Here is a 23,750-nt window from a genome sequence, read left to right on the forward strand (position 1 = left end):
AAATGACGAAAGGGCGGGCAAATCCGCCCCGGAAATGTGGGACGGGCTTGCCCGCCCCAGGGAAGTTAAAACGTGGTATTACGCTTTCGCGGTGTTACCTGACAGCAGATCCAGCACATCCTGCACGCTGGTGGTGTTCGCCAGCTTCTCAATCACGCTGTCATCATCCAGCGCGTTGGTCAGGCTGGTAATCACCTGAATGTGTTCGTTATTGCGAGCCGCAATACCAATCACCAGGCGCGCCACGTCATCGGCTTCTTCGCCAAACAATACGCCCGCAGGGTACTGGCAGAACACCACGCCAGTTTTCAGCACGCGATCTTTGGCTTCCACGGTGCCGTGTGGCACGGCGATAGACTCACCGAGATAGGTCGGGGTCAGCTTTTCACGTTCCAGCATCGCTTCAACGTACTCTGGCTGGACATAACCGCCTTTCACCAACTGCTCACCAGCAAAGCGAATCGCCTGCTCTTTGTTGCTGGCGCTCAAGCCCAGGAACACGTTGTCCGCGCCCAATTTAAACAAGTTAGCACTGCCATCGTCGTAGCTGTCTGCCAGCGTGGTCTGCACGGTTTCACGATGTGCTTCACTGCGGTTAGCGGCGATCAGACGTTCAGTCAGATTGCTGTACAGCGCGCTATCGAGGAAGTTGTTCAGCGAAATATGCTGCGCCTGCGGTGCCTGGCGCATCGCACGCTCGGTCAGATCGCGGTGAGTAATCACCAGATCCACATCGCCCGGCAGTGAGTTAATCGCGCTGTTGGTCACCGAGATATTGCTCAGGCCGGCATCCTGCACTTTCTTACGCAGAACACCTGCACCCATGGCGCTGGAACCCATACCGGCATCACAGGCCACGATGATTTTACGCACGTGGCTCACATCAACGCTGTTGGCATCGGCGATAACCGGAGAACCGGCAACGGCCTGACCTTTAGACTGCGCTTTCATATCACGCATACGCTGAGTCGCAGCTTCGATATCGTCATCTTCTTTTACTTTGCTGGTTTTCAGCAGGATAGAAGAGACCACGAAGGAGACGGCAAACGCCGCGATGATGGCCGCGATGTTGGCGAAGTATGCGCCTTTTGGCGTCATCGCCAGTACTGCGAGAATAGAACCCGGAGACGCTGGAGAGACCAGACCGCCGTTCAGTACGGTCAGGGTGAACACGCCTGTCATACCACCGAGGATCACTGCCAGCAGCAGACGTGGCGCCATCAGCACGTACGGGAAGTAAATTTCGTGGATACCACCGAGGAAGTGGATGATTGCCGCACCGCCTGCAGACTGCTTAGCGCTACCGCGACCAAAAATCATGTAGGCAACCAGTACACCCATACCTGGGCCTGGGTTCGCTTCAATCAGGAAGAAGATGGATTTACCGGCTTCGCTAGCCTGCTGGATACCCAGTGGCGAGAAGATACCGTGGTTGATGGCGTTGTTGAGGAACAGGATTTTCGCCGGTTCAACAAAGATAGAAGTCAGTGGCAGCAGGTTGTTCTGCACCATCAGGTTTACGCCCGCCGCAAGGATGTGTGACAGACCTTCGACCAATGGACCGATGCCGATGAACGCCAGCAGCGCCAACAGCATACCGATGATACCGGCTGAGAAGTTGTTAACCAGCATCTCAAAGCCGCTTTTGATTTTACCATCAACCATACGGTCAAAGGTTTTGATCGCCCAGCCGCCCAGTGGACCGGCAATCATCGCGCCGAGGAACATCGGCATATCTGCACCGACAATCACACCCATGGTGGTAATGGCACCGACCACGCCACCGCGATCGCCGCCCACCAGACGTCCACCGGTGAAACCGATCAACAATGGCAGCAGGTAAGTGATCATTGGGCCGACGAGTTTCGCCAGCGTTGCGTTTGGAATCCATCCGGTTGGGATGAACAGTGCTGTGATGATACCCCAGGCGATAAACGCACCGATGTTTGGCATCACCATGTTACTCAGAAAGCGACCAAAGCTCTGGACCTTGACCTTCGCTGATGAGGACATAAACCCACCCCTTATTGAGACGCGCTGCAATAAGAGCGCGGTTGTTTTTGTTAAGACTTTTATTGAGCCGTTCCGGCGCGGGCCGTGGCATCACTGTATGCACGCGGACTCTAGCACTAGTTTATTACGCTGCGTAGCATCCGGGATAAGTGTGATGCAGATCACTCAAAATTGGGGTGGTCAGGGTGCTATAAGGTGATGAAGATCACATAAATAGAGTGTAAGAAAAGTACGAAGGCGAAATTTTAAGCAAAACAACGGGGTAAATGTGACTTAAGTCACCTTTGCAGCTCTCAGGTTTGTTTCATAAGTGTGATTGAGATCACAAACTATTTTTGGTTGAAAATGCGTCAGATCACACAACAGCGATGCTGATAAGTAAGGTGTAAGGAAGTGACGAAAAATCTGAAAGATGCAATGAAAAGTATGTCAGGAAAAGGGCGACCTGTTAGTCGCCCCTGAACGCATTCAAAGCGAGGTTACAAACCACCCTGCACAGCATTCTGTGCCTGAGTCAGGGCTTGAGCATTGCTGGAAAGGTTGCTCATCAGGGTATTGTACTGCGTGGCCTGATCCTGCGTTGGGAACTGAACGCCACCGTCATTGAAGGTCACACGCGTGCCCTGCGACTGCAGATAATCACCGGTTTGCACCGCCGCCTGGCTCAACGCCTGAAGCTGAGGCAGTAGCGGAATCAGTGTACCCGCTGGCTGCGTCACCACTTTGGCGTAGACGCTGTCATACACTTTCTTCAGATCGTCAGGCTGCTTCAGCGTGGCTTTGCTGCTGTCGGCCTGCATTTTGGCACTCTGAATCTGCTGTGACAGCACACTGAGGTTGCCGCTCGCCTGACGCAGACTATCGCGACGGGTCAGATAATCTTGTGGCACACGAATCGCAGCCAGTTCATCAACCACAGGGCGCATGCCTTGCTCAACCGCCTGATTGGCCTGCTGTGAGAAGCCATACAAAATGGCGTAGTCGCCCGCGTAGTTGCCAAAAGTCTGCTTCTGGTTTTCGCTCAGGCTGGGCAGATGCTCGCCGCTGCGCATTGCGGTGTTCTGCAGGAAGTCGGTGAAGGCTTTACGTTGATCGCCTTCTTTATCGCCACAGGCGGTAAGTTGCAGCACAACCAGTGCGCTGATCATAAGCATGCCGGTACGCATCCAGATGCGGGATAATCCTGACGCCATGTTGAACTCCTGTTATGGCTAATTTCGATTCGGTGGGAATGGTCCTAAAGGATAGTGCAATGGCCTGGCGTGTACAACGGGTTGAGGCGCGGCAAACTGTGGGAAAAGGCGCACTCTGGCGCGCCGGATTAAGGTCATGAAAGAAATGTGCGGGTGGTCGACCCTGGAGGTTGTACTCCATCGACACCAACGAAAGCAGGCAAAAACCGAACCCAAAGGCTGAAATCACCTGGCGGCATCTGGCAGTCCGCACTGATGCCGCCAGATTGTGATTTAAAACACCAGCGCCTGCCCATCCTTCCGGCTTTCAGTGGCGGCAATGTAGAAGCCCTGCGGGTCACGCACAATCGCCTGCGCACCGCCAAAGTTGTAGCTCTGTAATGGATCCTCCACCGTAATCTGGTGACCCATTTCGCGCAGTTTCGCCAGCACATTACGGTCGATACCCGGTTCCACCACCACCGCACGGCCTTGCTCAACACGCCAGCGCGGCGCATCAATCGCTGCCTGCGGGTTTTGCTTGTGCTGCATGATGCGCAACGCCAGCTGTAAGTGCCCCTGCGCCTGCATCGGGCCGCCCATCACGCCAAACGACATCAATGGCTGTCCCGCCGCATCCAGCGCAAACGCCGGAATAATAGTGTGGAAAGGACGTTTGCTACCGGCCACTACGTTCGGATGCTGCGGATCGAGCGAGAAGCCGCAACCGCGATTCTGCAAGCTGATGCCGGTGCCCGGCACCACCACGCCTGAACCAAAGCCCATATAGTTGGACTGAATAAAGGACACCATCATGCCGCTAGCATCGGCAGTCGAGAGATACACGGTGCCGCTCTGCTGCGGGGAGCCGAAGGTAAAATCCCCGGCCTGGTCAGGATTGATGAGCTGAGCGCGCTGCTTGAGGTAGCTGTCACTCAGCAGCAACTCTGCCGGGAATTCCAGATGGTCGTAATCGGTGACGTAACGATCCAGATCGACCAGCGCCAGCTTCATCGCTTCAATCGACAAGTGCAGCCACGGCACGGAATCAGGCGTGTAGCTGCCGATGTCCCACTGCTCCAGAATGCCGAGCGCAATTAGAGTGGCGATGCCCTGACCGTTGGGCGGTAATTCCTGCACCGAGCCATCGGCAAACGGGCGTGACAACAGATCCACCCAATCGGCGCGATGGTTGTTGAGATCGGCCATGCTCAGTGCCGCGCCGTGCTGCCCGGCAAATGCCACCATTTTTTCCGCCAGATCGCCCCGATAGAAGGCTTCCCCCCTGGTTTCGGCGATTTTCTGCAGTGTGGCGGCCTGCGCCGGGTTACGGAAAAGCTCACCAGCACGCGGCGGTCGGCCATCTGGCGCAAAACACTCAACAAAACCCGGCTGAGACTTCAGTTTGTTGTAGCCGCGCTGCCACAGATGGGCGATCAGCGGCGAAACCGGGAAGCCGTCGCGGGCGTACTCGATCGCCGGTTGTGCCAGTGTGGTCAGCGGCAGCGTGGCAAAGCGCTCGGCCAGCGTGACCCAGGCAGAAACCGCGCCCGGTACGGTCACGGCTTCCCAACCGGTTTCCGGCATGGTGCTCTGTCCGGCAAAGCGTTCTGCATTCCAGCTGGCGGGGGAGCGACCGGAGGCATTTAAGCCATGCAGCGCTTTCCCATCCCAGATAATGGCAAACGCATCACTGCCGATGCCGTTGCCGGTGGGTTCCAGTACGGTGAGCGCCATCGCCGTAGCAATCGCCGCGTCTACCGCATTTCCGCCCTGTTGCAACATGCGCATGCCGGCCTGTGCCGCCAGCGGCTGTGAGGTGGCGACTGCATTGCGGCCCATCATTGGGGCGCGGTGCGAGACATAACTAACGTTGAAATCCAAATCGCTCATAACGGTTCCTTAATGTGAGTCATTGCGCGGATCAAGTGCGTCGCGCAGTCCGTCACCCAGCAGATTGAAGCCCTGCACAGTGAGAAAAATGGCCAATCCAGGGAAAATCGACATCCAGGGTGCCTGCTCAAGATAGCCTTTTGCGGTGTTCAGCATCGCGCCCCAGGAAGGTGACGGCGGCTGCTGGCCAAGGCCGAGAAATGACAAGCTGGCTTCCGTGATGATCGCCGAGGCAATCGCCAGCGTGGCCTGTACCAGAATCGGCGACAGCACGTTGGGCAGCACATAACGCAGGATGATCCAGCGGTCCGGTAAACCGATGGCGCGCGCGCCGTCGATATACTCTTCATGGCGGATGGCAATCACCTGGCCGCGCGTCAAACGGGCAAAGATCGGCATGGCGGAAAGCCCAATGGCGATCATCGCATTGGATAAACTCGGCCCAAGAAAAGCACCCAACGCAATCGCCAGAATCAGAAACGGGCAGGCAAGCAGCGCTTCGATAAAGCGCGAGATAATGCCATCGCACCACCCCCGCCAGTAACCGGCAATTAAGCCCAGCGGCACACCAATCAAAATGGCGATCATCACGGAAATACAGCCCGCCAGCAGAGAGGTGCGCGCCCCCCAAATCAGACGCGACAGAATATCGCGGCCCAGTTCATCCGTGCCCAACCAGAACAGCGCGGAAGGGGCTTTGCGCACGGCAAGGAAGTTCGCTTTAATCGGATCGGCTGGAGCCAGCCAGGGCGCCAGCAGCGCCACGGCTACAAACAGCAGCACGATCACCGCGCCGATCAGCGCACTCTTATTACGCAGAAATTTCTTCAGCACCCGGCGGTTGGGCTTTGCAACCGCAGGCACTGCGCCTGCTGTTAACACCTCGCTCATGGTTAGCCTCGCATTTTCGGGTTGATTAACAGATAGAGCACATCGGCCAGCAGATTCAGCAGCAGAAAGCCGATCGCCACCACCAGCACCACACCTTGTACCACCGCGTAATCACGGTTAAACACCGCATCGACAATCATCTTGCCGAAACCGGGTAGGGTGAAAACCTGCTCGGTTAACACCGCACCGCCCAGCAGCTCACCAAACAGCAAGGTGGTGAGCGTGACGATCGGCATCAGTGCGTTACGAAAGGCATGTTTCAGTACCACTTTGGGGGCCAGCAGACCTTTGGCGCGCGCGGTGCGGATGTAATCGGCCTTCAGCACGCTGATCATTGATGCCCGCGTATGGCGCATCAGCGTGGCGGCGAGGCCAGTCCCCAGCACTAAAGCGGGCAGCAGCAGCGTTTTCAGGTTCTGCGCCACATCTTCACTGATGGGGACAAAGCCTGAGGCTGGCAGCCATTGCAGATGCACGGAAAACAGCAGGATCAGCAGAATCCCCAGCCAGAAATGCGGCACCGATATGCCGGAGAGCGCGACAAAATTGGTGGTGTGATCGACCCAGGTGTCTTTGCGCACCGCCGCGATAATGCCCATGCTGATGCCAATCCCCAGCGCAATCACCATCGCCAGCAGGGACAGCTCCAGCGTTACCGGCAACTTACTGGCGATCAGCGAGGTCACCGGCTCTTTGGTGCGCAGTGACATGCCCAGATCACCCTTCAGCGCATTGCCGATCCACGAGAAATACTGCGTGGGAATCGGATCATCCAGGTGATATTCCGCCCGCAGCTGTGCGATGACCGCAGGATCGCGCTCCTCACCCGCCATCGCCAGCACCGGATCGCCCGGCAGCAGCTTTTGCAGCGCAAACACCATGATGCTCACCAGTAGCAGCGTGGGGATCGCCAGCAGTAAGCGTTTAACTATCAGTTCCAGCATCATCGCTCCTCAGCGGTTTACTGCGCCATGCTCACACCCGCGAGGCGTACTAAGCCATCAGGCCAGGCTTTAAAGCCCTGCAGTTTTTTCGTCATGCCGAAGATGCGCGGCTCGAAATAGAGATAGGCGATTGGCATATCGGTTTGCAGCTTATTCACCACCTTGGTGTACAACGCCTGGCGCTGCGCCTGATCGTTGGTAAGACGTGCGGCGTTCAGCCACTCATCAACCTGGGGATTGCTGTAGCGGCCGTCGTTGAGCGTGCCTTTGCTGTTGATAAACGAGTAGATGCTGCCATCGGGATCGGGACGGCCTGACCAGCCAGATAAGCTGAGCTGGTAATCGCCGCGCTGCTGACGATCCAACAAGCTGGCGAACTCACTCATCTGCAAGTTGAGGTTAATGCCCGCTTCACCGACCATCGCCTGAATCACCTGGCCGACCTGCTGTGCGGTTGGATTGTTGGTGACCAGCAGCGTCAGATTGAGCGGCGTGGTGACACCCGCCGCCTTCAGCAACGCTTTGGCTTTCTCCACATCGCGTGTACTGATTGGGGTGTTGACGTGATAGGCACTAACCGGCGAGAAGGCTTGGTTGGATGGGGTATATAAGCCTTCAAACGCCACCTGATTCAGCGCATCGCGATCGATCGCCAGCGAGAAGGCCTCACGTACGCGCGGATCTTTTAGCGGGCTGTTGGCGTCAACCTTGCCGTTATTGATGTTGAAGGTGATGCCCTGATAACCGAGGCCGGTGACTTTGGCCAGCGCCAGCTTGCTGTCGCCTTCAACCGTTTTCACATCGCTGGCCGCCACGCCTTCTGTCAGGTCGAGATCGCCTGCGCGCAGGTTGGCGAGACGCACTGAGGCATCCGGGATCGGCAGGAAAATCACTTTATCGAAGTGGTATGCGCTTTTGTTCCAGTAGTTTTCAAAGCGCGTCAACACGATACGGTCCTGCTGCACGCGGCTGGCAAACTGATACGGGCCGGAGCAGACTGGATGGGTCGCGAAGTCCGGTTTTTTAGCGGCTTCCGGTGCCAGCATCGCGCCAGCGCGGTCGGTGAGCTGGCTGAGCAGCGCCGCATCCGGTGTTTTCAGGTGGAATTTCACCTGCATCGGCCCGCTGACTTCCACACTGTCGATGGAAGAGATTTCGCTTTTACGCAGCGAACCCGGCAGCGTCAGCGCACGCTCAATATTAAACTTCACCGCGTTGGCATCAAACTTCTCGCCATCCTGGAAGGTCACGCCCTCGCGCAGGTTCATAGTCAGGGTTTTACCGTCATCACTCCACGCCCAATCGGTTGCCAGGCCGGGCACCACTTTCAGGTTCTCATCCACATCCACCAAGCGGTCGCACATAGCCGCAAACACGAAACGTCCGTAATAGGTGCGCGCCAGATGCGGATCGAGCATGTCCGGGTCGGCACCCAGACCAATGCGAATCACACTTTTCGCCTGGCTGTGTGCACTGGCACCGAGCAAGAGCAGGCCGCTTACGGCCGTGAGTAAGGTTAATCGAGCTTTCTTCACAGGCGAATCTCCAGAGGGTTAGGCTTGTTGCTTGGCCGCCTGCTCAAACAGCGCGCGGCGACGTAAAAAGGCGGCAGAAGGGGGGGCAATCACGATGACGCTGCGATCGCGGTTAATCTCTTGCCAGCGATGACAGGCAATCTGGCGGCCACCGCTCAGCACCTGGTTAATCGGTTCAAACTGACGGCAATCCGATGTCGCCCATGGGCAGCGTGTGTGAAAACGACAGCCACTGGGCGGATTGGCTGGATTGGGCAGATCGCCCTGCAACATCGGAATCTGGCGGCTGACACCCGGTTGCATCTGCGGCGCGGAGGCGATCAGCGCCTGGGTATAGGGGTGCAGCGGCGCGTCAAAAATCTCGTCCACGGTGGCGACTTCAACAATCTGGCCGAGATACATCACCGCCACGCGATCGCTCATATGGCGAATCACCGCCAGACCGTGCGCCACGATGATCATCGTCAGGCCAAACTGCTGTTTCAGGCTTTCCAGCAGATTCACCACCTGCGCCTGCACGGAAACGTCTAAGGCGGAAACCGGCTCATCGCCCAGCAGCAATTTGGGTTGGGAGGCGAGGGCACGGGCGATGCCGATACGCTGACGCTGACCGCCGGAAAATTCGTGCGGATAACGCTCTGCCCAGGCAGCCGGTAAACCCACGGTGCGCAGTAACTCAGCGACGCGCGCATGGCGCGCCTCTCGGCTCAGTTTTTCATGCAGCCACAGCGGCTCGCCGACAATCTGTTGCACCGTCATACGCGGATTTAGTGAGGCAAAGGGGTCCTGAAAGATGATTTGCAGTTCGCGGCGCAGTTGATTCAGGCGTGCGCCGCTGGCATCGGTAATGCTTTCGCCCTGATAAAACACGTCTCCGGTACTGGCCGCCAGCAGACGTAGCAGCAAACGACCGAGGGTCGATTTACCCGACCCCGATTCGCCGACAATCGCCAGCGTCTCACCCGGCATCACCTGTAACGACACGCGATCAACCGCGGTGACGCCGCGATTGCGTTTGAACAGGCGGTTGGGTCCGGCAAAGGTTTTGCTTAAATCGCGGCACTCTAAAATCGGCTTCATGCGATCTCTCCCAACGAGACGTACTGTTCCAGCGGCGCGCGGAAACAGGCGACCTGATGATCGGTAGCCAGCGCACGCAGCGTCGGGCGGTTATGCTGGCAGCGGAGTTCGGCAAAGGGGCAACGGTTGGCAAAACGACACCCTGCGGGCATGTTTTCCGGTAATGGAACCTGGCCAGGAATGGTGGCCAGTGTGCCGCTGCGTGCGCTCAGGCTGGGAATCGATCCCATCAGGCCAATGGTGTACGGATGCTGGGGATCGTTAAAAATCGCTTCCACGCTGCCGGTTTCTACCACCTGACCGGCGTACATCACCGCCACACGCTGCGCGACTTCCGCCACCACGCCCAGGTCATGAGTAATCATCAATACGGCGGTGCCGGTTTCCTGCTTCAGGGTATTCAGCAGCGCCAGAATCTGTGCCTGAATGGTGACGTCGAGTGCGGTGGTTGGCTCATCGGCGATCAGCAATTTTGGATTGTTAATCAATGCCATGGCGATCATCACACGCTGACGCATGCCGCCAGAGAGCTGATGGGGATAGGCTTTGAGCCGCATTTCCGGGGCGGGAATCTGCACTTTTTGCAGGATGGTCAGCGCGGCTTCCATCGCCGTGCGGCGATTGACGCGGCGATGACGCATCACCGCTTCACTGAGCTGATCGCCGAGGGTGAAGGCCGGATTGAGCGAGGTCATCGGCTCCTGGAAAATCATCGCCAGCTGATTGCCGCGCAGGCTGGCGTAATCGCTGGCACTAAGATCGCGCAGGCTGCGCCCGTCGAACTGCATCTCGCCTTGTAAAATCTCAGCACTGGCGGGTTGCAGGCCCATCAATGTGAGTGAGGTGATGCTTTTGCCGCAGCCCGATTCCCCAACCAGTGCCAGCGTTTCACCCGCGTGCAGCGTCAGAGAGATATCGTCCAATACCGTAACGGGCGAACCGCGAAACTGCACGCGCAGGTTGCGAACGCTAAGCACCGGGTGATCGTTCATGGCGTCTCCTCCTGATGGTTGTAAAGCGCTTCAAGCAGCGCCTGTTGCAGTGCCAGTAAGTGTTCGCGCATCGCGGCAGCGGCTTCATGCGGCTGGCGTTGCGCGATGTGATTCACCAGGCGCTGATGATGGTCGTCATAGTTGTTGAGGCGGGCGGGGGTGCGTGCCTGTACGCGCAGATGCTGCCAACCTGGATCGCGGCGCACGGCATCCACGGCGTCGAACAGGCCCAGCATCAAGCGATTACCGGCGGCTTCCGCGATAGCGCGATGAAAGGCGCTGTCCCACAGTTCGTGCTGGTCGCCATCCTCCGGTGCCGTGATGCCATTCATGCGTTCCAGCAGGCGCTTCATCAGTGCAATCTGCTCTTTACTGGCGCGCAGGGCGGCCAGTCGCGCTAACCCTGGCTCCAGTTGCAAGCGCGCTTCCATCACTTCCAGCAGATTCGACTGCTGCGGCAGGTCGTGCAGTGCCAGCGGCTGCACCGGTGCAGCAGGACCAACAAAGGTGCCTTTACCCTGTTTGCGCCAGATGCGTCCCTCCTCTTCCAGCACATCTAGAGCACGGCGGATCTCACGGCGTCCGACGCCAAAACGCTCTGCCAGTTCACGTTCCGTGGGCAGCGCGCGGTCGGGCTGCTGCTCCTGTTGCTGGATCAGTTGACGCAGTTGCTCCAGAGCAGAACTGGAGTTGCGGGCGCTATCTGACGTGTGACTCATGATTGGTTCGCCTGTTTAAGCATCAGAAAAAGATCGGTAATCCCGGATTAACCAGCACTTTTACTGATGAAAGGCTGAGCAATCGGATTTATCAGCTTAGGCAAGAAGCGAACCAATATTGGATTGGTTCAAAGATGACAGGTACGTGACAGGAATAACCCTTTGAACAGTAAGTAAAAGTTTTTTCGGGCTTCGTTTAAAACTGCGAGGTGCATCAATATTCATGGTGGAAGTTGCGCTTCATGTTGGTGCGCTCACGCTGCATTGCTGTGCACGAGGCGAACCGTTCGAACTGGAAATAACGTGAATGATGTTGTTTTTCAATGAATTGAAATATTGGCACTTTTTTTGAATGTGTTTATGCAGATGCAGGAGCGATAGCGGGCAACCGATGTCGCCAGACAATTTGCAATGGGTCACTAGGGTTCCGGTCGAAAGATGCTGGTCCGAGAGTGACCGACCGTCCTCTGACGGTTACACGGCGGGACAAAAGCCCGGGAGGAAAGCGAGATCGTTGCTCGCCGCCTCCTGCTTTTATTTCGCCCGTTAACGCCAGAGGAACCATCATGATCAAAGCCTGCCTTCGCTTGCTGTTGCTTTGCACCGTCGCACTGTTCAGCGTCAATACGCTGGCCGCCGACAAACCCTCCTTCAAGATCTGTTGGTCCATTTACGCGGGCTGGATGCCATGGGATTTCGCCCAGCAGAGCGGCATCGTGAAAAAATGGGCCGATAAATACGGCATCGACATCCAGTTTGTGCAGGTCAATGACTACATCGAATCGGTGAATCAGTACACCGCCGGCGGCTTTGACGGCTGCACCATGACCAACATGGATGCCCTGACCATTCCTGCCACCGGCGGCGTGGACAGCACGGCGCTGATCGTCGGCGACTACTCCAACGGCAATGACGGTATTTTGCTGAAGGGCAAAGGCAACATTGCCTCGCTCAAAGGCAAGCCGATCAATCTGGTCGAACTCTCGGTCTCTCACTATCTGCTGGCGCGTGCGCTAGAGAAATCGGGCATGAGCGAGAAGGATGTCAAAGTGGTGAACACCGCGGATGCCGATCTGGTGGCGGCGTTTGGCACGTCTGACGTGCATTCCATCGTCACGTGGAACCCGCTGCTGGCCGAAGCGGAAAAGCAGCCAGACAGTCATTTAATCTTCTCTTCAGCACAAATCCCCGGCGAAATCCTTGATCTGCTGGTGGTGAATACCGCCACGCTGAAAAAGTATCCGCAGTTGGGCAAGGCGCTGACCGGTGCCTGGTATGAAACGCTGAAAACCATGTCCGGCGCGAGTGACAGCGCCAAAGCTGCGCGCACGCAAATGGCGCAGGCTTCCGGCACCGATCTGGCGGGCTTCGATCAGCAGTTGGCCGCCACTCACTTGTTCAGCGATGCCAAAACCACCCTCGATTTTGTCGACAGCCCGCAGTTGAAAGCCACCATGCAACTGGTCGCAGAGTTCTCCTTCAAGCACGGTTTACTGGGTGAAGGCGCACCGAGTGCTGATGTGGTGGGCGTGGAAACGCCAGCAGGCAATTGGGGCGATACCAACAACCTGAAACTGCGCTTCACCGATGAGTTCACCAAACTGGCCGCTGCGGGTCAGCTTTAAGCGAGACGATGCCGATGCGTAAATTGATCAACTACCAACCGCTGCCGCTCGGTCGCCTGCTGCTAGGCATCCTGCCGCTGCTGGCGCTGCTGCTGGTCTATCTGTTCGCGTCGGATGCGCGTCTCAGCCTGAACGCCGCAGACAAACTGTTGCCAGGGTTTAACGCGATGGGGGACGCCATCAGTCGCATGGCGTTTCAGCCCAGCCCGCGCACCGGGGAATACCTGCTGTGGACCGACACCGCCGCCAGCCTGATGCGCCTGCTGAGCGGGGTGGCGATCAGCGCACTGCTGGCGCTGGCGATTGGCCTGTTCACCGGCGCGCTGCCGGTGGTGCGGGCAGTGCTGGCACCGCTGGTGACGGTAGTCGCGCTGGTGCCGCCGCTGGCGATTCTGCCGATTCTGTTTATCTGCTTTGGCCTCGGCGAAGTGTCGAAAGTGGTGCTGATCGTGATTGGTATTACCCCGCTGATTGCGCGCGATTTGCAGTTGCAGGTGGAGAAAATCCCGCGCGAGCAGCTGGTGAAAGCGCAGACGCTCGGTGGGCACAGCGCGCAGATTTTGTGGCGAGTGATCCTGCCGCAGATGATGCCGCGTCTGCTGGATGCGGTGCGTCTGTCGCTGGCGTCAGCGTGGTTGTTCCTGATTGCTGCTGAAGCGATCGCCGCCACCGAAGGGCTGGGGTATCGCATCTTCCTGATGCGCCGTTATCTGGCGATGGATGTGATTTTGCCTTACGTGGCGTGGATCGCGCTGCTGGCCTTTGTGCTCGACCTGCTGCTGCGGCTGATCAGCCGTCGCTGCTGGCCGTGGTATCACGCGAAATGATTCAGGAGCGAACCATGCCATTACTGCAACTGAAAAACCTCGAAAAACATTACGGCGATCAGGTGGTGCTGGAACGTCTCAACATCAACGTCGAGCAGGGCGAGTTTGTGGCGATTGTCGGGGCATCCGGCTGTGGCAAAACCACCTTCCTCAACATGCTGCTCGGCACCGAATCGCCGACCAAAGGCCAATTGCTGCTGGATGGCGAACCCATCCCCGACGAACCGGATGCCCATCGCGGCGTGGTATTCCAGCGCTATTCGGTGTTTCCCCATCTGACGGTGCTCGGCAACGTGATGCTGGCGGAAGAGTTCAGCAGCGCCCGCTGGCTGGGACGTGTGTGGGGAAAAAAGCGGCAGGCGATTCGTCAGCGTGCGCAGGCAATGCTGGCGCAGGTTGGCCTGGAGCATGCGCAAAACAAATACCCGCACCAGCTCTCGGGCGGCATGCAGCAACGCCTGGCGCTGGCACAGGCGCTGATGAAACAGCCGCGTATCCTGCTGCTTGATGAGCCGTTTGGTGCGCTCGATCCCGGTATCCGCAGTGAAATGCACCAGCTGATTACCCGCCTGTGGCAGCAGCACAACCTGACCATTTTTATGATCACGCATGACCTGAAAGAGGGCTTCAGCCTGGCTTCGCGCCTGCTGGTGTTCGACAAACTGCGTCATGACCCGCACGCGCCGCAAGCCTGGGGCGCGACTATCACTTACGACCTGCCGCTGGATCGCACACAGCCTGATGTTGCGCTGCCATCTGAGCCGCAGGTGGCTTAAAGGAGCACCACATGAATGCTTATCAAACCCTGTTACCGGCGGGATCGCACTGGTCGCTGGTGATGCGCAGCGGTACGGCGCTGACACTGACCGATATTGAAGGCGGTGCCAACGTCGGCATGCTGTTCTACAACCCGGAAAATCTGCTGGAGCGCTACAACGCGCCCGATACGCTGAAGTGCCAGCACACTTTCCGCCTGACGGCCGGGCACTGCCTTTATTCCGATATGGGGCGCATTTTTTGCGGCATCGAAGAAGACAGCTTCGGCTGGCATGAGAGCGTTTGCGGCACCTTGAATGCTGAGCACACTGCCGCACGCTTCGGCGCCAGCGACTATCAGCAGGCGCGCAATCTGCGCCATCAAAACGGCTACGACAGTTTCCTCGTCGAGCTGGCGAAATACGGCCTCGGCCAGCGAGATGTTGCCTCCTGCCTCAACCTGTTTGCCAGGGTGCGCGCCGATGATAACGGCACGCTGCAACTGGAGCAGCAGGGTGCACCTGGCGCACAGGTGCGGCTGCGCTTCGCCATGGACACGCTGGTGATCCTACACACCTGCCCGCATCCGCTGAATGTAAGCAGCGAATATCCGCGCCAGCCGGTGCAGATCGCACTGGACGCCCAGCGCGCGCCGCTGCCGGACATTTGCCTGGCGCGTGCCGAAAACCAGCGCGGACTGCGCAACAACGCACTCTATCAGCTGTAAGGAGAAATCTGATGATCACTGAAAGCTTACTCAATTCCGCCGAAGCGCCATTCCAGCAGCAGGTGAACGCCGGTGATTACTGGCTGCAGCGCATCGAAGCGGGCCAGACCTTGCGTATCACCGATCTGGAAGGGAATCAGGCTGCCGATACCCTGTTCTTCAACGGCGACGACACTGCCGAGCGCTACAGCATGAGCGATACGCTGCGCGGGCAAAAGAATGTGTTCCTCAGTGCGGGCAGCGTGCTGCGCTCCAACGCCGATCGCCCGATGCTGACGATTACCGCTGATACCTGTGGTCGCCACGATACGCTGGGCGGGGCCTGTTCCTGTGAGAGCAACACCGTGCGTTACGATCTGGAGAAGCGCCATATGCATTCCTGCCGTGACAGCTGGATGCTGGCGGTGGCTGAGAAGCCAGAATTTGGCCTGACGCGTCGCGATATCACCCACAACATCAACTTCTTTATGAACGTGCCGGTGACGCACGACGGGGGTTTGACCTTCGCCGATGGCATTTCTGCACCGGGTAAATACGTCGAGATGGTGGCGGAGATGAATATCCTGGTGCTGATCTCCAACTGCCCGCAGCTCAACAACCCCTGTAACGGTTACAACCCGACGCCGATCTTAGTCAGCGTGTGGTGAATCTTTGACGCAACGGGACGACCCGTTTTTAAGCCGTCATTGTCCCTGCAGGACGACCTGCCGTAATAAGAGATTTCACTCATGATTGATCGCGTATTGATTGCCAACCGTGGCGCGATTGCTGTGCGCATCATCCGTACCCTGCAAGCGATGAACATCCGCGCGATTGCGGTGTATGCCGAAGCCGATCGCCACGCGCGCCATGTGCGACTGGCCGATGAAGCCTGGTCGCTGGGCGAGGGGCAGGTGCGAGACACTTATCTCAATCAGCAAAAAATACTGGAAATTGCCGCACAGAGCGGGGCGCAGGCAGTGCATCCCGGTTACGGTTTCCTCAGCGAAAATCCCGAGTTTGTGACGCGCTGTGAAGCGGCCGGCGTGCAGTTCCTCGGGCCGAGTGCCGGGCAGATGGGCGCGTTCGGTTTAAAACATCGTGCGCGTGCGCTGGCACAGGAGAATCAGGTGCCGCTGCTGCCGGGCAGTGGTTTGCTGACTTCGCTGGACGAAGCGCGAATGATGGCAGAGGAGATTGGCTATCCGGTGATGCTGAAAAGCACCGCCGGTGGCGGCGGTATTGGCATGCAGCGCTGTGATGATGCCGAACAGCTCAATGCGGCGTTTACGCGTGTTAAACGACTGGCAGGCAATAATTTCGCCGACGATGGCGTATTTTTAGAGAAGTTTATCGCCCGTGCGCGCCACATCGAAGTGCAGATTTTTGGCGATGGGGCTGGCAACGTGATTGCCCTTGGCGAGCGTGACTGCTCTGCTCAGCGCCGCAACCAAAAAGTGCTGGAAGAGACGCCCGCGCCGGGGTTGAGCGAGGCAGTGCGCGCCGAGCTACAAGCAACTGCGGTGCGACTGGTGCGTGCGGTCAACTACCGCAGCGCGGGCACCGTGGAGTATGTCTACGATGATGCCAGCCAACAGTTCTGGTTTCTTGAAGTGAACACCCGTTTGCAGGTGGAGCACGGCGTCACTGAAATGGTGTATGGCGTGGATTTGGTACGCTGGATGGTGGAGCTGGCACAACAAACGTTACCGCCGCTGCACACCTTATCGACCGAAGCGCAAGGCCATGCGATTCAGGTGCGCCTGTACGCTGAAGACCCGGCCAAACAGTTCCAGCCCAGTGCCGGTTTGCTCAGTCACGTCCAGTTACCGACGGAAAGTGAGGACGCCACGCTGCGCATTGACAGCAGCGTGGAAACCGGCATGGAAGTATCGCCGTTCTACGATCCGATGCTGGCGAAAGTGATTGTGCATGCGGCCAGCCGTGAGGTGGCATTGCGCAGTCTGGCACAGGTGCTGGACGCCACCGAGCTGTACGGTATCGAAACCAATCTGCTGTGGTTGCGCCATCTCTGTTCCCTGCCGGAAGTGCAGCAGGGCCGCATCATCACCGCCACGTTGGGCGGCGTGCAGTGGCAACCGCCCACGCTGGATATCCTCAGCGGCGGCACCTTGACCACGGTGCAGGATGCGCCTGGCCGTGTCGGTTACTGGCATGTCGGTGTGCCGCCGTCTGGCCCGTTTGACAGCCGCGCGTTCCAGTTGGGTAATCGCTTATTGAATAACGACGCGCAGGCGGCGGGGCTGGAGATTACCTTACGCGGTCCCACGCTGCGTTTTAATCAGGCGTGCAGTTTTGTTCTGACCGGCGCACCGATTGCCGCGCAGCTGGATCTGCAGCCGTTAACGATGCATCAGATTGTCACCGCGCAGGCCGGGCAAACCCTGACGCTGGGCGATGTGAGAGAAGGGTGCCGCAGCTATCTGCTGCTGGCGGGCGGCTTGAATACGCCGCGCTATCTTGGCAGCCGCAGCACCTTTACGCTCGGCAAGTTTGGCGGTCACGCCGGGCGGGCTTTGCGGGCGGGCGATGTATTGCATCTTGCCGAACCGCAGGTGCTGGCAACGGCAGACTTGCCTCGCGAGTTGGTGCCGGAACTCAACGGCGAATGGCAGCTGCGGGTGATTTACGGCCCGCACGGCGCACCGACCTTCTTTACCGATGATGACATCGAGGCGTTCTTTGCCGCCGAGTGGCAGGTGCATTATAACTCCAGCCGTACCGGCATTCGCCTGATCGGACCGAAACCGACCTGGGCGCGCAGCGACGGCGGTGAAGCGGGCATGCATCCTTCCAATATTCACGACAACGCCTATGCCTTTGGCACGGTGGATTTTACCGGCGATATGCCGGTGATCCTCGGCCCGGACGGTCCTTCGCTCGGTGGCTTTGTCTGCCCGGCCACGGTGATCGAAGCCGATCTGTGGAAGCTGGGACAGCTCAAAGCAGGGGATCGCGTGCGCTTCCTGCCGATCGATCTCAGCAGTGCGGATCAACTGGCGCAGGCAGAGCGTGAAGCGATCATCAAACTGCAATCCGTACCGCTTACAGTGAACGCTGCGCTGCCCCTTATTGATCCACTATTGCACCATCAGGCGGCAGAAAATGGCCGCCCATCGCTCAGTGTGCGTGCAGCAGGTGACCGTTTTCTGCTGGTAGAGTATGGCGATTTGATGCTGGATATCGCCCTGCGTTTCCGCGTGCACGCGCTGATGCAACAGCTGGAAGCCCATTCTCTGCCGGGTCAGCTGGAATTAACGCCGGGCATCCGTTCGCTACAGGTGCATTACGACGCACAACACTGTGTGAGAAGTGAGCTGTTGGCGCAAATTTTGCACATTGATCATGCGCTGGGCGACCTCAGCGAGGCCGCTGTGCCCTCGCGTACTGTGTGGTTACCGCTCAGCTGGGACGATGCGGCCTGCCGTGAGGCGATAACCCGCTACAGTCAGTCGGTACGCCCCAATGCGCCGTGGTGCCCTAGCAATATAGAATTTATCCGCCGCATCAATGGTCTGGCCAGCATTGATGAGGTGAAGGAGATCGTGTTCAGCGCCGCCTATCTGGTGATGGGGCTGGGCGATGTCTATCTCGGTGCGCCCGTGGCGACGCCGCTCGACCCGCGTCATCGCCTGGTGACCACGAAGTACAATCCGGCGCGCACCTGGACAGCAGAAAACTCGGTAGGTATTGGCGGCGCTTACATGTGCGTCTATGGCATGGAAGGGCCGGGCGGTTATCAGTTTGTCGGGCGCACCATGCAGATGTGGAACCGCGATCGACAAACCTCGGCCTTCACACAGCCGTGGCTGCTGCGCTTCTTTGATCAAATCCGTTTTTATCCGGTCAGCGCCGAGGAATTGCTCAGCATTCGCGAGCGTTTCCCGTGGGGTGACTATCCGCTGCGGAGCGAAGAGGGCGAATTCCGCCTTGCAGATTATCAGGCGATGCTGGTGGAGCAGGCGGAGGAAATCGACGCCTTCCAGCAGCAACGTCAGCAGGCTTTTGACTGTGAACTGGCGTGCTGGCGAGCAGAAGGGCAATTCACCTTCGACAGTCAGCTGCAGGAACAGAGTATTGAAGAGATTACGGTGCCTGCAAGGTGTAGCCCGGTAGAGAGCCAGGTGGCGGGCAGCGTGTGGCAATGGTTGGTTGACGAAGGCAGTGAGATTGAAGCGGGTGCCACGGTAGGCATTCTCGAATCTATGAAGATGGAAATCCCGATCGTGGCGCCAGTCAGTGGAAAAATCCATAGTTTCTATCGGCAGGCTGGGCAGCAAGTGCAGGCGGGTCAGTTACTTATGGTGATCGATCCTTCTGCGGCATAAGTAAGAATAAAAAATAATCAGTAATCAGGCAGCAAAGCCGGGGATTTGACCCATAATTAGTAACCCGGCTGATTGTTGCATTGCCATGACATCTTTTCGCAGTGTGCAACAGGCTGTGTCCCGTAACGGTTTAATAAAAAATCGAAAAGACCGCTGCGGGATACAGCCTGACTTGGCCGGGTTTCAGCGCCTGGTGGCGCTTACCTCTCTACTTTCACGTGCTTCATAGTGAGTTTTAAGGAGTTCTCTATGGAAATAAAAGATCCAATGGTCGAGTTATTGAGTAGCCTTGAGCAGATTGTTTTGACACGTGATGCACAGCCTTCCGTATCAGAAATTACACTCAACGCAGTATCCGTTCCCGAGCCACAGCGTTTACGCGAAATGACCGGCATGCAGGTGGATGAGTTCGCCCGCGTGATGGGGGTGAGCGTTTCATCTGTAAAAAGTTGGGAGGCGCAACGCACGCGCCCATCCGCTACGGCACGTAAACTGATGAAACTGCTGCAAGCGAATCCCTACCTGGGGCGGCAGTTGCTCGAGTAAAAAGACTATCGGTTCTCTGACCCGCCTGCACGGCGGGTTTTTTTTAGCTCAATCCGCCGTATTTCGCCGCCTGTTTCACAAACCAACTCTCTGGCACGCTGTGTGGTGGCTGCGCCAGCTGATCAATGCCTTGCTGAATGATCTGCTCTGCCTGCTGCCACAATTGCGGATCGCCCTGGTTCAACAACTGAATCTGGATCTGTTTTTCAATCAGGTAGATACGTGCAAAGTCGGGATCGAAATGCACAATGGCGCGGGTGTTGTCGATGATATCGGCCAGCTTGATGGTTTGCGCATCGGGACAGGCTTCGGCGGTATGGCGGAAGTGCGCCAGTTTGCGGGCGGCGCGGTTTTTCGCCTCAGGCTGCGCGCTGTCAGTCAGCATGTCGACCAACTGCGCGACGCGCTGTCCAAAATGGCTTTCAATGTCCTGTAACGTGCTCGGGGTATCTTCCACGGTGTCATGCAGCCAGGCGGCGGCAATCATTTGTTCATCATCGGTGACGCTGCGCACCAGTTCGGCCACCGCAGCCGGGTGCACGATGTAAGGCTCATCGGTGTATTTGCGACGCTGACCCGCAGCAGCATGTGCCTGCGTGGCATAACGGCGCGCTTGCTCTTCCAGTGAATCACGCATCTTTAACACTCCGGAATAAAGTTGCTTGCAATTATCTAGCGCGCTATCTATATTGAATCGCATGAACAGTAATCAAGATGACAAAAAAGTGCAGCAGACGCCACTCCAGGTTGATCAACACCTCTGCTTCGCGCTCTATTCGGCGAATCTGGCGATGCACAAGGTTTATCGCCAGCTGCTTGCTGAGCTGGAGATTACCTATCCGCAATATCTGGTGATGCTGGTGCTGTGGAATCAGGATGATGTGACCGTATCGGAGATTGGCGAGCAGTTGTTCCTTGATTCAGCCACGCTGACGCCGCTGCTGAAACGCTTAGAAGCCGCGGGTTTGTTACGCCGTCAGCGTTCGCGTCGCGATGAGCGCCAGGTGGTGGTGACCCTGACCGATGAAGGTCGTGCGCTGCGTGAACGAGCACAAAGCATTCCCGAGGCGATTCGCTGTGCCACCGCCTGTGACGATGACACCTTGATTGCTTTGAAAAATCAGCTGGACGATTTGCGCACCAATCTGAACCGCGCCAAATAAAGCATTTTGGATGTCGCCATTGCGGCATCCTGGATATCAACGTCAAAACTGCGCATGGATATATAGTGCGCGATTATATCGTGAATAATGAGGTTATCATGTCTTTAGATAAAGTTGTTTATACCGCAAAAGCCAAAGCCACCGGCGGCCGTGATGGTCGTGCCACTTCTTCTGATAACGTGCTGGATGTGAAGCTGGGCGTGCCAAAAGAGATGGGCGGCGCAGGCGGCGAAGTCACTAACCCAGAGCAGCTGTTCGCCGCGGGTTACTCAGCGTGCTTCCTCGGTGCGATGAAGTTTGTGGCTGGCCGTGACAAAATCACCATGCCAAAAGATGCGTGGATTGAAGGCGAAGTCGGTATCGGCCCAATTCCAACCGGTTTTGGTATCGAAGCTAAACTGAACATCCACCTGCCAGAGATGGATGCAGCCGAAGCGCAGAAACTGGTGGATGCGGCACACATTGTTTGCCCGTACTCTAACGCCACGCGCGGCAACATTGATGTGACTCTGAATATCATCAACTAAGGTCGCTGCCAGTCCAAAGAGAGGCTCCATCAGGGGCCTTTTATCATTTTATGGGGTCAGATCAATTATTGTCTGGTCTTACCATTGGTTAAATGTTCTACTGCTGCGCTGCATGCGCCTTCATTGCCGTTCCGGTTCAGATTCGTCCCGTTCCTGCTCGTTGCTTGCGCTTTTCTCGCTCACGGACGAACTCTATTGATTTTAAATAGTCCCATTTAAGGTTGGTTTATTGACACCGGGTCAGGAATGAATAAGTAAATGAATTATATCAAAACGTTAACGCAGCAAAAGCTGTCGCTGTTGCTTGCGCTCTATCTCGGCATCTTGTTGAATTTGCCAATTTTTTATCGCCGATTTGACGGCTTCCTAACGAAATCCACCCTCTCTAACTGGCTTTCTGCGGTCGCAGAAGTGACCGCTGCGGTGCTGCTGACGTTTTTCCTGATGCGTCTGCTATCGCTGGGCGGTAAGTGGGTTTATCGCATCCTTGCCACGTTAACCGTGGTAATTTCCGTGGCTGCCGCCTATTACATGGCTTTCTTTAATGTGGTGATCGGCTACGGCATCGTGGCCTCAGTGATGACCACTGATGTCGATCTCTCTAAAGAAGTGGTCGGCATGCGCTTTGTGCTGTGGATGGTGCTGGTCAGCGCGCTGCCGCTGCTGCTGATTTGGCGTAATAACCTTAGCCAGACCTTGATTGAGCAATTGAAAACGCCGGGCCAGCGTCTGAAGCCTGCGCTGATCATGCTGTTGAGCGTAGCGCTGGTGTGGTTGCCGATTCGCTACTTCGACAAACTGCAAAAAGTGAATGAAGAGATCACCAATATCGACCTGCCAAGTTACGGCGGGGTGGTGGCGCACTCGTATTTGCCTTCTAACTGGATTGCGGCGCTAGGTCTGTTTGCCTGGACCAAAGTCGATGAAGAGATGGATGGGGCGGAACTGCTCGATCCAGCGAAGAAGTTTACTTACGTGGCACCGCCGGGCATTGATGATACCTATGTGGTGTTTGTGATTGGCGAGACCACGCGCTGGGACCACATGGGTTTGCTGGGCTATGACCGCGATACCACGCCGAAGCTTTCTAAAGAGAAAAACCTGGTGGCGTTCCGCGGTGAGTCTTGCGATACCGCCACTAAGCTGTCGCTGCGCTGCATGTTCGTGCGCGAGGGCGGCACCATGGATAATCCTGGCCGCACGCTGAAAGAGCAGAACGTTTTTGCGGTGATGAAGGAGCTGGGCTTTACCTCTGAGCTGTTCGCCATGCAGAGTGAAGTGTGGTTCTACGATAACGCCGATGTGAATAATTTCTCGTTCCGTGAGCAGATTGGTTCTGAGAAGCGTAATCAGGGTAAAGCGGTGGATGACATGCTGCTGGTGCCAGAACTGCAGGCCTCGCTGCAACGTTTCCCGAAAGGTAAGCATCTGGTGGTGTTGCACACTAAGGGTTCGCATTATCTGTATTCACAGCGCTATCCGCGCAGCTTCGCCCGTTATCAGCCGGAATGTATGGGCGTGGATGAGACCTGTAGTAAAGCGCAGTTGATCAATGCTTATGACAACTCGATTCTTTACGTCGATACCATGCTGGATAGCGTGCTCGATCAGCTGCGTGATAAGAAGGCGATTGTGTTTTATGCCGCCGATCATGGTGAGTCGATCAGCGATAATATGCACTTACACGGCACGCCGCGTGAGATGGCGCCGCCGGAGCAGTTCCGCGTGCCGATGATGGTTTGGGCCTCTGATAAATATCTCGAAGATCCCACCAACCGCAGTAACTTCGAGCGTTTGCAGGCGCAGCAGCGCGTAGGGAAAACCCATCGTCATGTTGAGTTGTTCGATACCATTTTAGGCTGCCTGGGCTACAGTTCGCCGGATGGCGGGATTAAAGCGGCGAATAACTGGTGTCAGGCACCAGCGGCGACGCCTGCTAAAGCGTTGTAAGGGTTTTCTGGAAGGTGTTGAGCGGCTGGGCTTTTTGCGGCGCTGTTTGCTTTCCAGGCGAT

At 57.1% G+C, this 23,750-nt stretch carries 20 protein-coding genes and 1 riboswitch; of the genes, 10 read left to right on the plus strand and 10 right to left on the minus strand.

Annotated elements, in window-relative coordinates; all coding sequences use genetic code 11:
* Window positions 1-78 precede the first annotated feature (78 nt).
* The 9 genes from FD737_RS09335 to FD737_RS09375 all read right to left on the minus strand — a co-directional run bounded on the left by FD737_RS09335 (window position 79) and on the right by FD737_RS09375 (window position 11,239).
* Window positions 79-2,013: a PTS mannitol transporter subunit IICBA gene (locus FD737_RS09335; RefSeq protein WP_034827738.1), complete on the minus strand. Its 1,935-nt coding sequence runs from the start codon at window positions 2,011-2,013 to the stop codon at window positions 79-81.
* Window positions 2,014-2,492: 479 nt separating this feature from the next.
* On the minus strand, window positions 2,493-3,206 hold the full coding sequence (locus FD737_RS09340) for a DUF3053 domain-containing protein (RefSeq protein ID WP_097118474.1): 714 nt from the start codon (window positions 3,204-3,206) through the stop codon (window positions 2,493-2,495).
* A 273-nt stretch (window positions 3,207-3,479) separates the two neighbouring features.
* Complete coding sequence (locus tag FD737_RS09345; RefSeq protein WP_160833343.1) at window positions 3,480-5,078, minus strand: gamma-glutamyltransferase family protein; 1,599 nt, start codon at window positions 5,076-5,078, stop codon at window positions 3,480-3,482.
* Window positions 5,079-5,087: 9 nt separating this feature from the next.
* Window positions 5,088-5,969, minus strand: a complete 882-nt coding sequence (locus tag FD737_RS09350) for an ABC transporter permease (protein ID WP_097118476.1) — start codon at window positions 5,967-5,969, stop codon at window positions 5,088-5,090.
* Between the two features lie 2 nt (window positions 5,970-5,971).
* On the minus strand, window positions 5,972-6,913 hold the full coding sequence (locus tag FD737_RS09355; RefSeq protein WP_034827746.1) for an ABC transporter permease: 942 nt from the start codon (window positions 6,911-6,913) through the stop codon (window positions 5,972-5,974).
* A 17-nt stretch (window positions 6,914-6,930) separates the two neighbouring features.
* Window positions 6,931-8,448, minus strand: coding sequence for an ABC transporter substrate-binding protein (locus tag FD737_RS09360; RefSeq protein WP_160833344.1), 1,518 nt, complete (start codon window positions 8,446-8,448; stop codon window positions 6,931-6,933).
* Window positions 8,449-8,466: 18 nt separating this feature from the next.
* On the minus strand, window positions 8,467-9,528 hold the full coding sequence (locus FD737_RS09365; RefSeq protein ID WP_058961107.1) for an ABC transporter ATP-binding protein: 1,062 nt from the start codon (window positions 9,526-9,528) through the stop codon (window positions 8,467-8,469).
* Entirely contained in the window at window positions 9,525-10,520 is a 996-nt protein-coding gene (locus FD737_RS09370; RefSeq protein ID WP_160833345.1) for an ABC transporter ATP-binding protein, read from the minus strand. The genes FD737_RS09365 and FD737_RS09370 overlap by 4 nt, the downstream gene beginning before the upstream one ends.
* Window positions 10,517-11,239, minus strand: a complete 723-nt coding sequence (locus FD737_RS09375; RefSeq protein ID WP_160833346.1) for a FadR/GntR family transcriptional regulator — start codon at window positions 11,237-11,239, stop codon at window positions 10,517-10,519. The genes FD737_RS09370 and FD737_RS09375 overlap by 4 nt, the downstream gene beginning before the upstream one ends.
* A 408-nt stretch (window positions 11,240-11,647) precedes the next feature.
* A riboswitch (guanidine-I (ykkC/yxkD leader) is annotated at window positions 11,648-11,742 on the plus strand.
* 63 nt (window positions 11,743-11,805) lie between these two features.
* On the opposite strand from FD737_RS09375, the gene FD737_RS09380 reads away from it, so the two are divergent.
* From FD737_RS09380 to FD737_RS09410, 7 genes are all read left to right on the plus strand, one after another.
* Window positions 11,806-12,864 carry a putative urea ABC transporter substrate-binding protein gene (locus FD737_RS09380; protein WP_058961101.1) on the plus strand — a complete coding sequence of 353 codons (1,059 nt, stop codon included), beginning with the start codon at window positions 11,806-11,808 and terminating at the stop codon, window positions 12,862-12,864.
* Between the two features lie 14 nt (window positions 12,865-12,878).
* The gene (locus tag FD737_RS09385; RefSeq protein ID WP_058961099.1) at window positions 12,879-13,691 is read left to right on the plus strand and encodes an ABC transporter permease; all 813 of its coding nucleotides are present in this window, start codon (window positions 12,879-12,881) and stop codon (window positions 13,689-13,691) included.
* Window positions 13,692-13,705: 14 nt separating this feature from the next.
* Window positions 13,706-14,467 carry an ABC transporter ATP-binding protein gene (locus FD737_RS09390; protein WP_097118480.1) on the plus strand — a complete coding sequence of 254 codons (762 nt, stop codon included), beginning with the start codon at window positions 13,706-13,708 and terminating at the stop codon, window positions 14,465-14,467.
* Window positions 14,468-14,478: 11 nt separating this feature from the next.
* On the plus strand, window positions 14,479-15,174 hold the full coding sequence (locus tag FD737_RS09395; RefSeq protein WP_160833347.1) for an urea amidolyase associated protein UAAP1: 696 nt from the start codon (window positions 14,479-14,481) through the stop codon (window positions 15,172-15,174).
* 11 nt (window positions 15,175-15,185) lie between these two features.
* Window positions 15,186-15,821 (plus strand): urea amidolyase associated protein UAAP2, encoded by a 636-nt coding sequence (locus FD737_RS09400; protein WP_160833348.1) that lies wholly within the window; start codon window positions 15,186-15,188, stop codon window positions 15,819-15,821.
* Window positions 15,822-15,902: 81 nt separating this feature from the next.
* On the plus strand, window positions 15,903-19,502 hold the full coding sequence (gene uca, locus FD737_RS09405; protein WP_160833349.1) for an urea carboxylase: 3,600 nt from the start codon (window positions 15,903-15,905) through the stop codon (window positions 19,500-19,502).
* A 249-nt stretch (window positions 19,503-19,751) separates the two neighbouring features.
* Entirely contained in the window at window positions 19,752-20,048 is a 297-nt protein-coding gene (locus FD737_RS09410) for an HTH-type transcriptional regulator (protein ID WP_034827767.1), read from the plus strand.
* 43 nt (window positions 20,049-20,091) lie between these two features.
* Here the strand turns inward: FD737_RS09410 and FD737_RS09415 are convergent, their stop codons facing one another.
* Window positions 20,092-20,685 (minus strand): HD domain-containing protein, encoded by a 594-nt coding sequence (locus tag FD737_RS09415; RefSeq protein ID WP_045815024.1) that lies wholly within the window; start codon window positions 20,683-20,685, stop codon window positions 20,092-20,094.
* Window positions 20,686-20,746: 61 nt separating this feature from the next.
* Between FD737_RS09415 and FD737_RS09420 the strand changes: the two genes are divergently transcribed.
* The 3 genes from FD737_RS09420 (at window position 20,747) to eptB (ending at window position 23,688) form a co-directional block, all read left to right on the plus strand.
* Window positions 20,747-21,211, plus strand: coding sequence for a MarR family winged helix-turn-helix transcriptional regulator (locus FD737_RS09420; protein WP_160833350.1), 465 nt, complete (start codon window positions 20,747-20,749; stop codon window positions 21,209-21,211).
* Between the two features lie 98 nt (window positions 21,212-21,309).
* Window positions 21,310-21,738: an organic hydroperoxide resistance protein gene (locus tag FD737_RS09425; protein ID WP_034827959.1), complete on the plus strand. Its 429-nt coding sequence runs from the start codon at window positions 21,310-21,312 to the stop codon at window positions 21,736-21,738.
* A 258-nt stretch (window positions 21,739-21,996) separates the two neighbouring features.
* A complete protein-coding gene (gene eptB, locus FD737_RS09430; protein ID WP_097118486.1) occupies window positions 21,997-23,688 on the plus strand; it encodes a kdo(2)-lipid A phosphoethanolamine 7''-transferase in 1,692 nt (563 codons plus the stop codon).
* The last annotated feature ends 62 nt before the right edge of the window (window positions 23,689-23,750 follow it).

The organism is Pantoea sp. Seng, from assembly GCF_009829935.1.
Taxonomy (GTDB): domain Bacteria; phylum Pseudomonadota; class Gammaproteobacteria; order Enterobacterales; family Enterobacteriaceae; genus Pantoea; species Pantoea communis.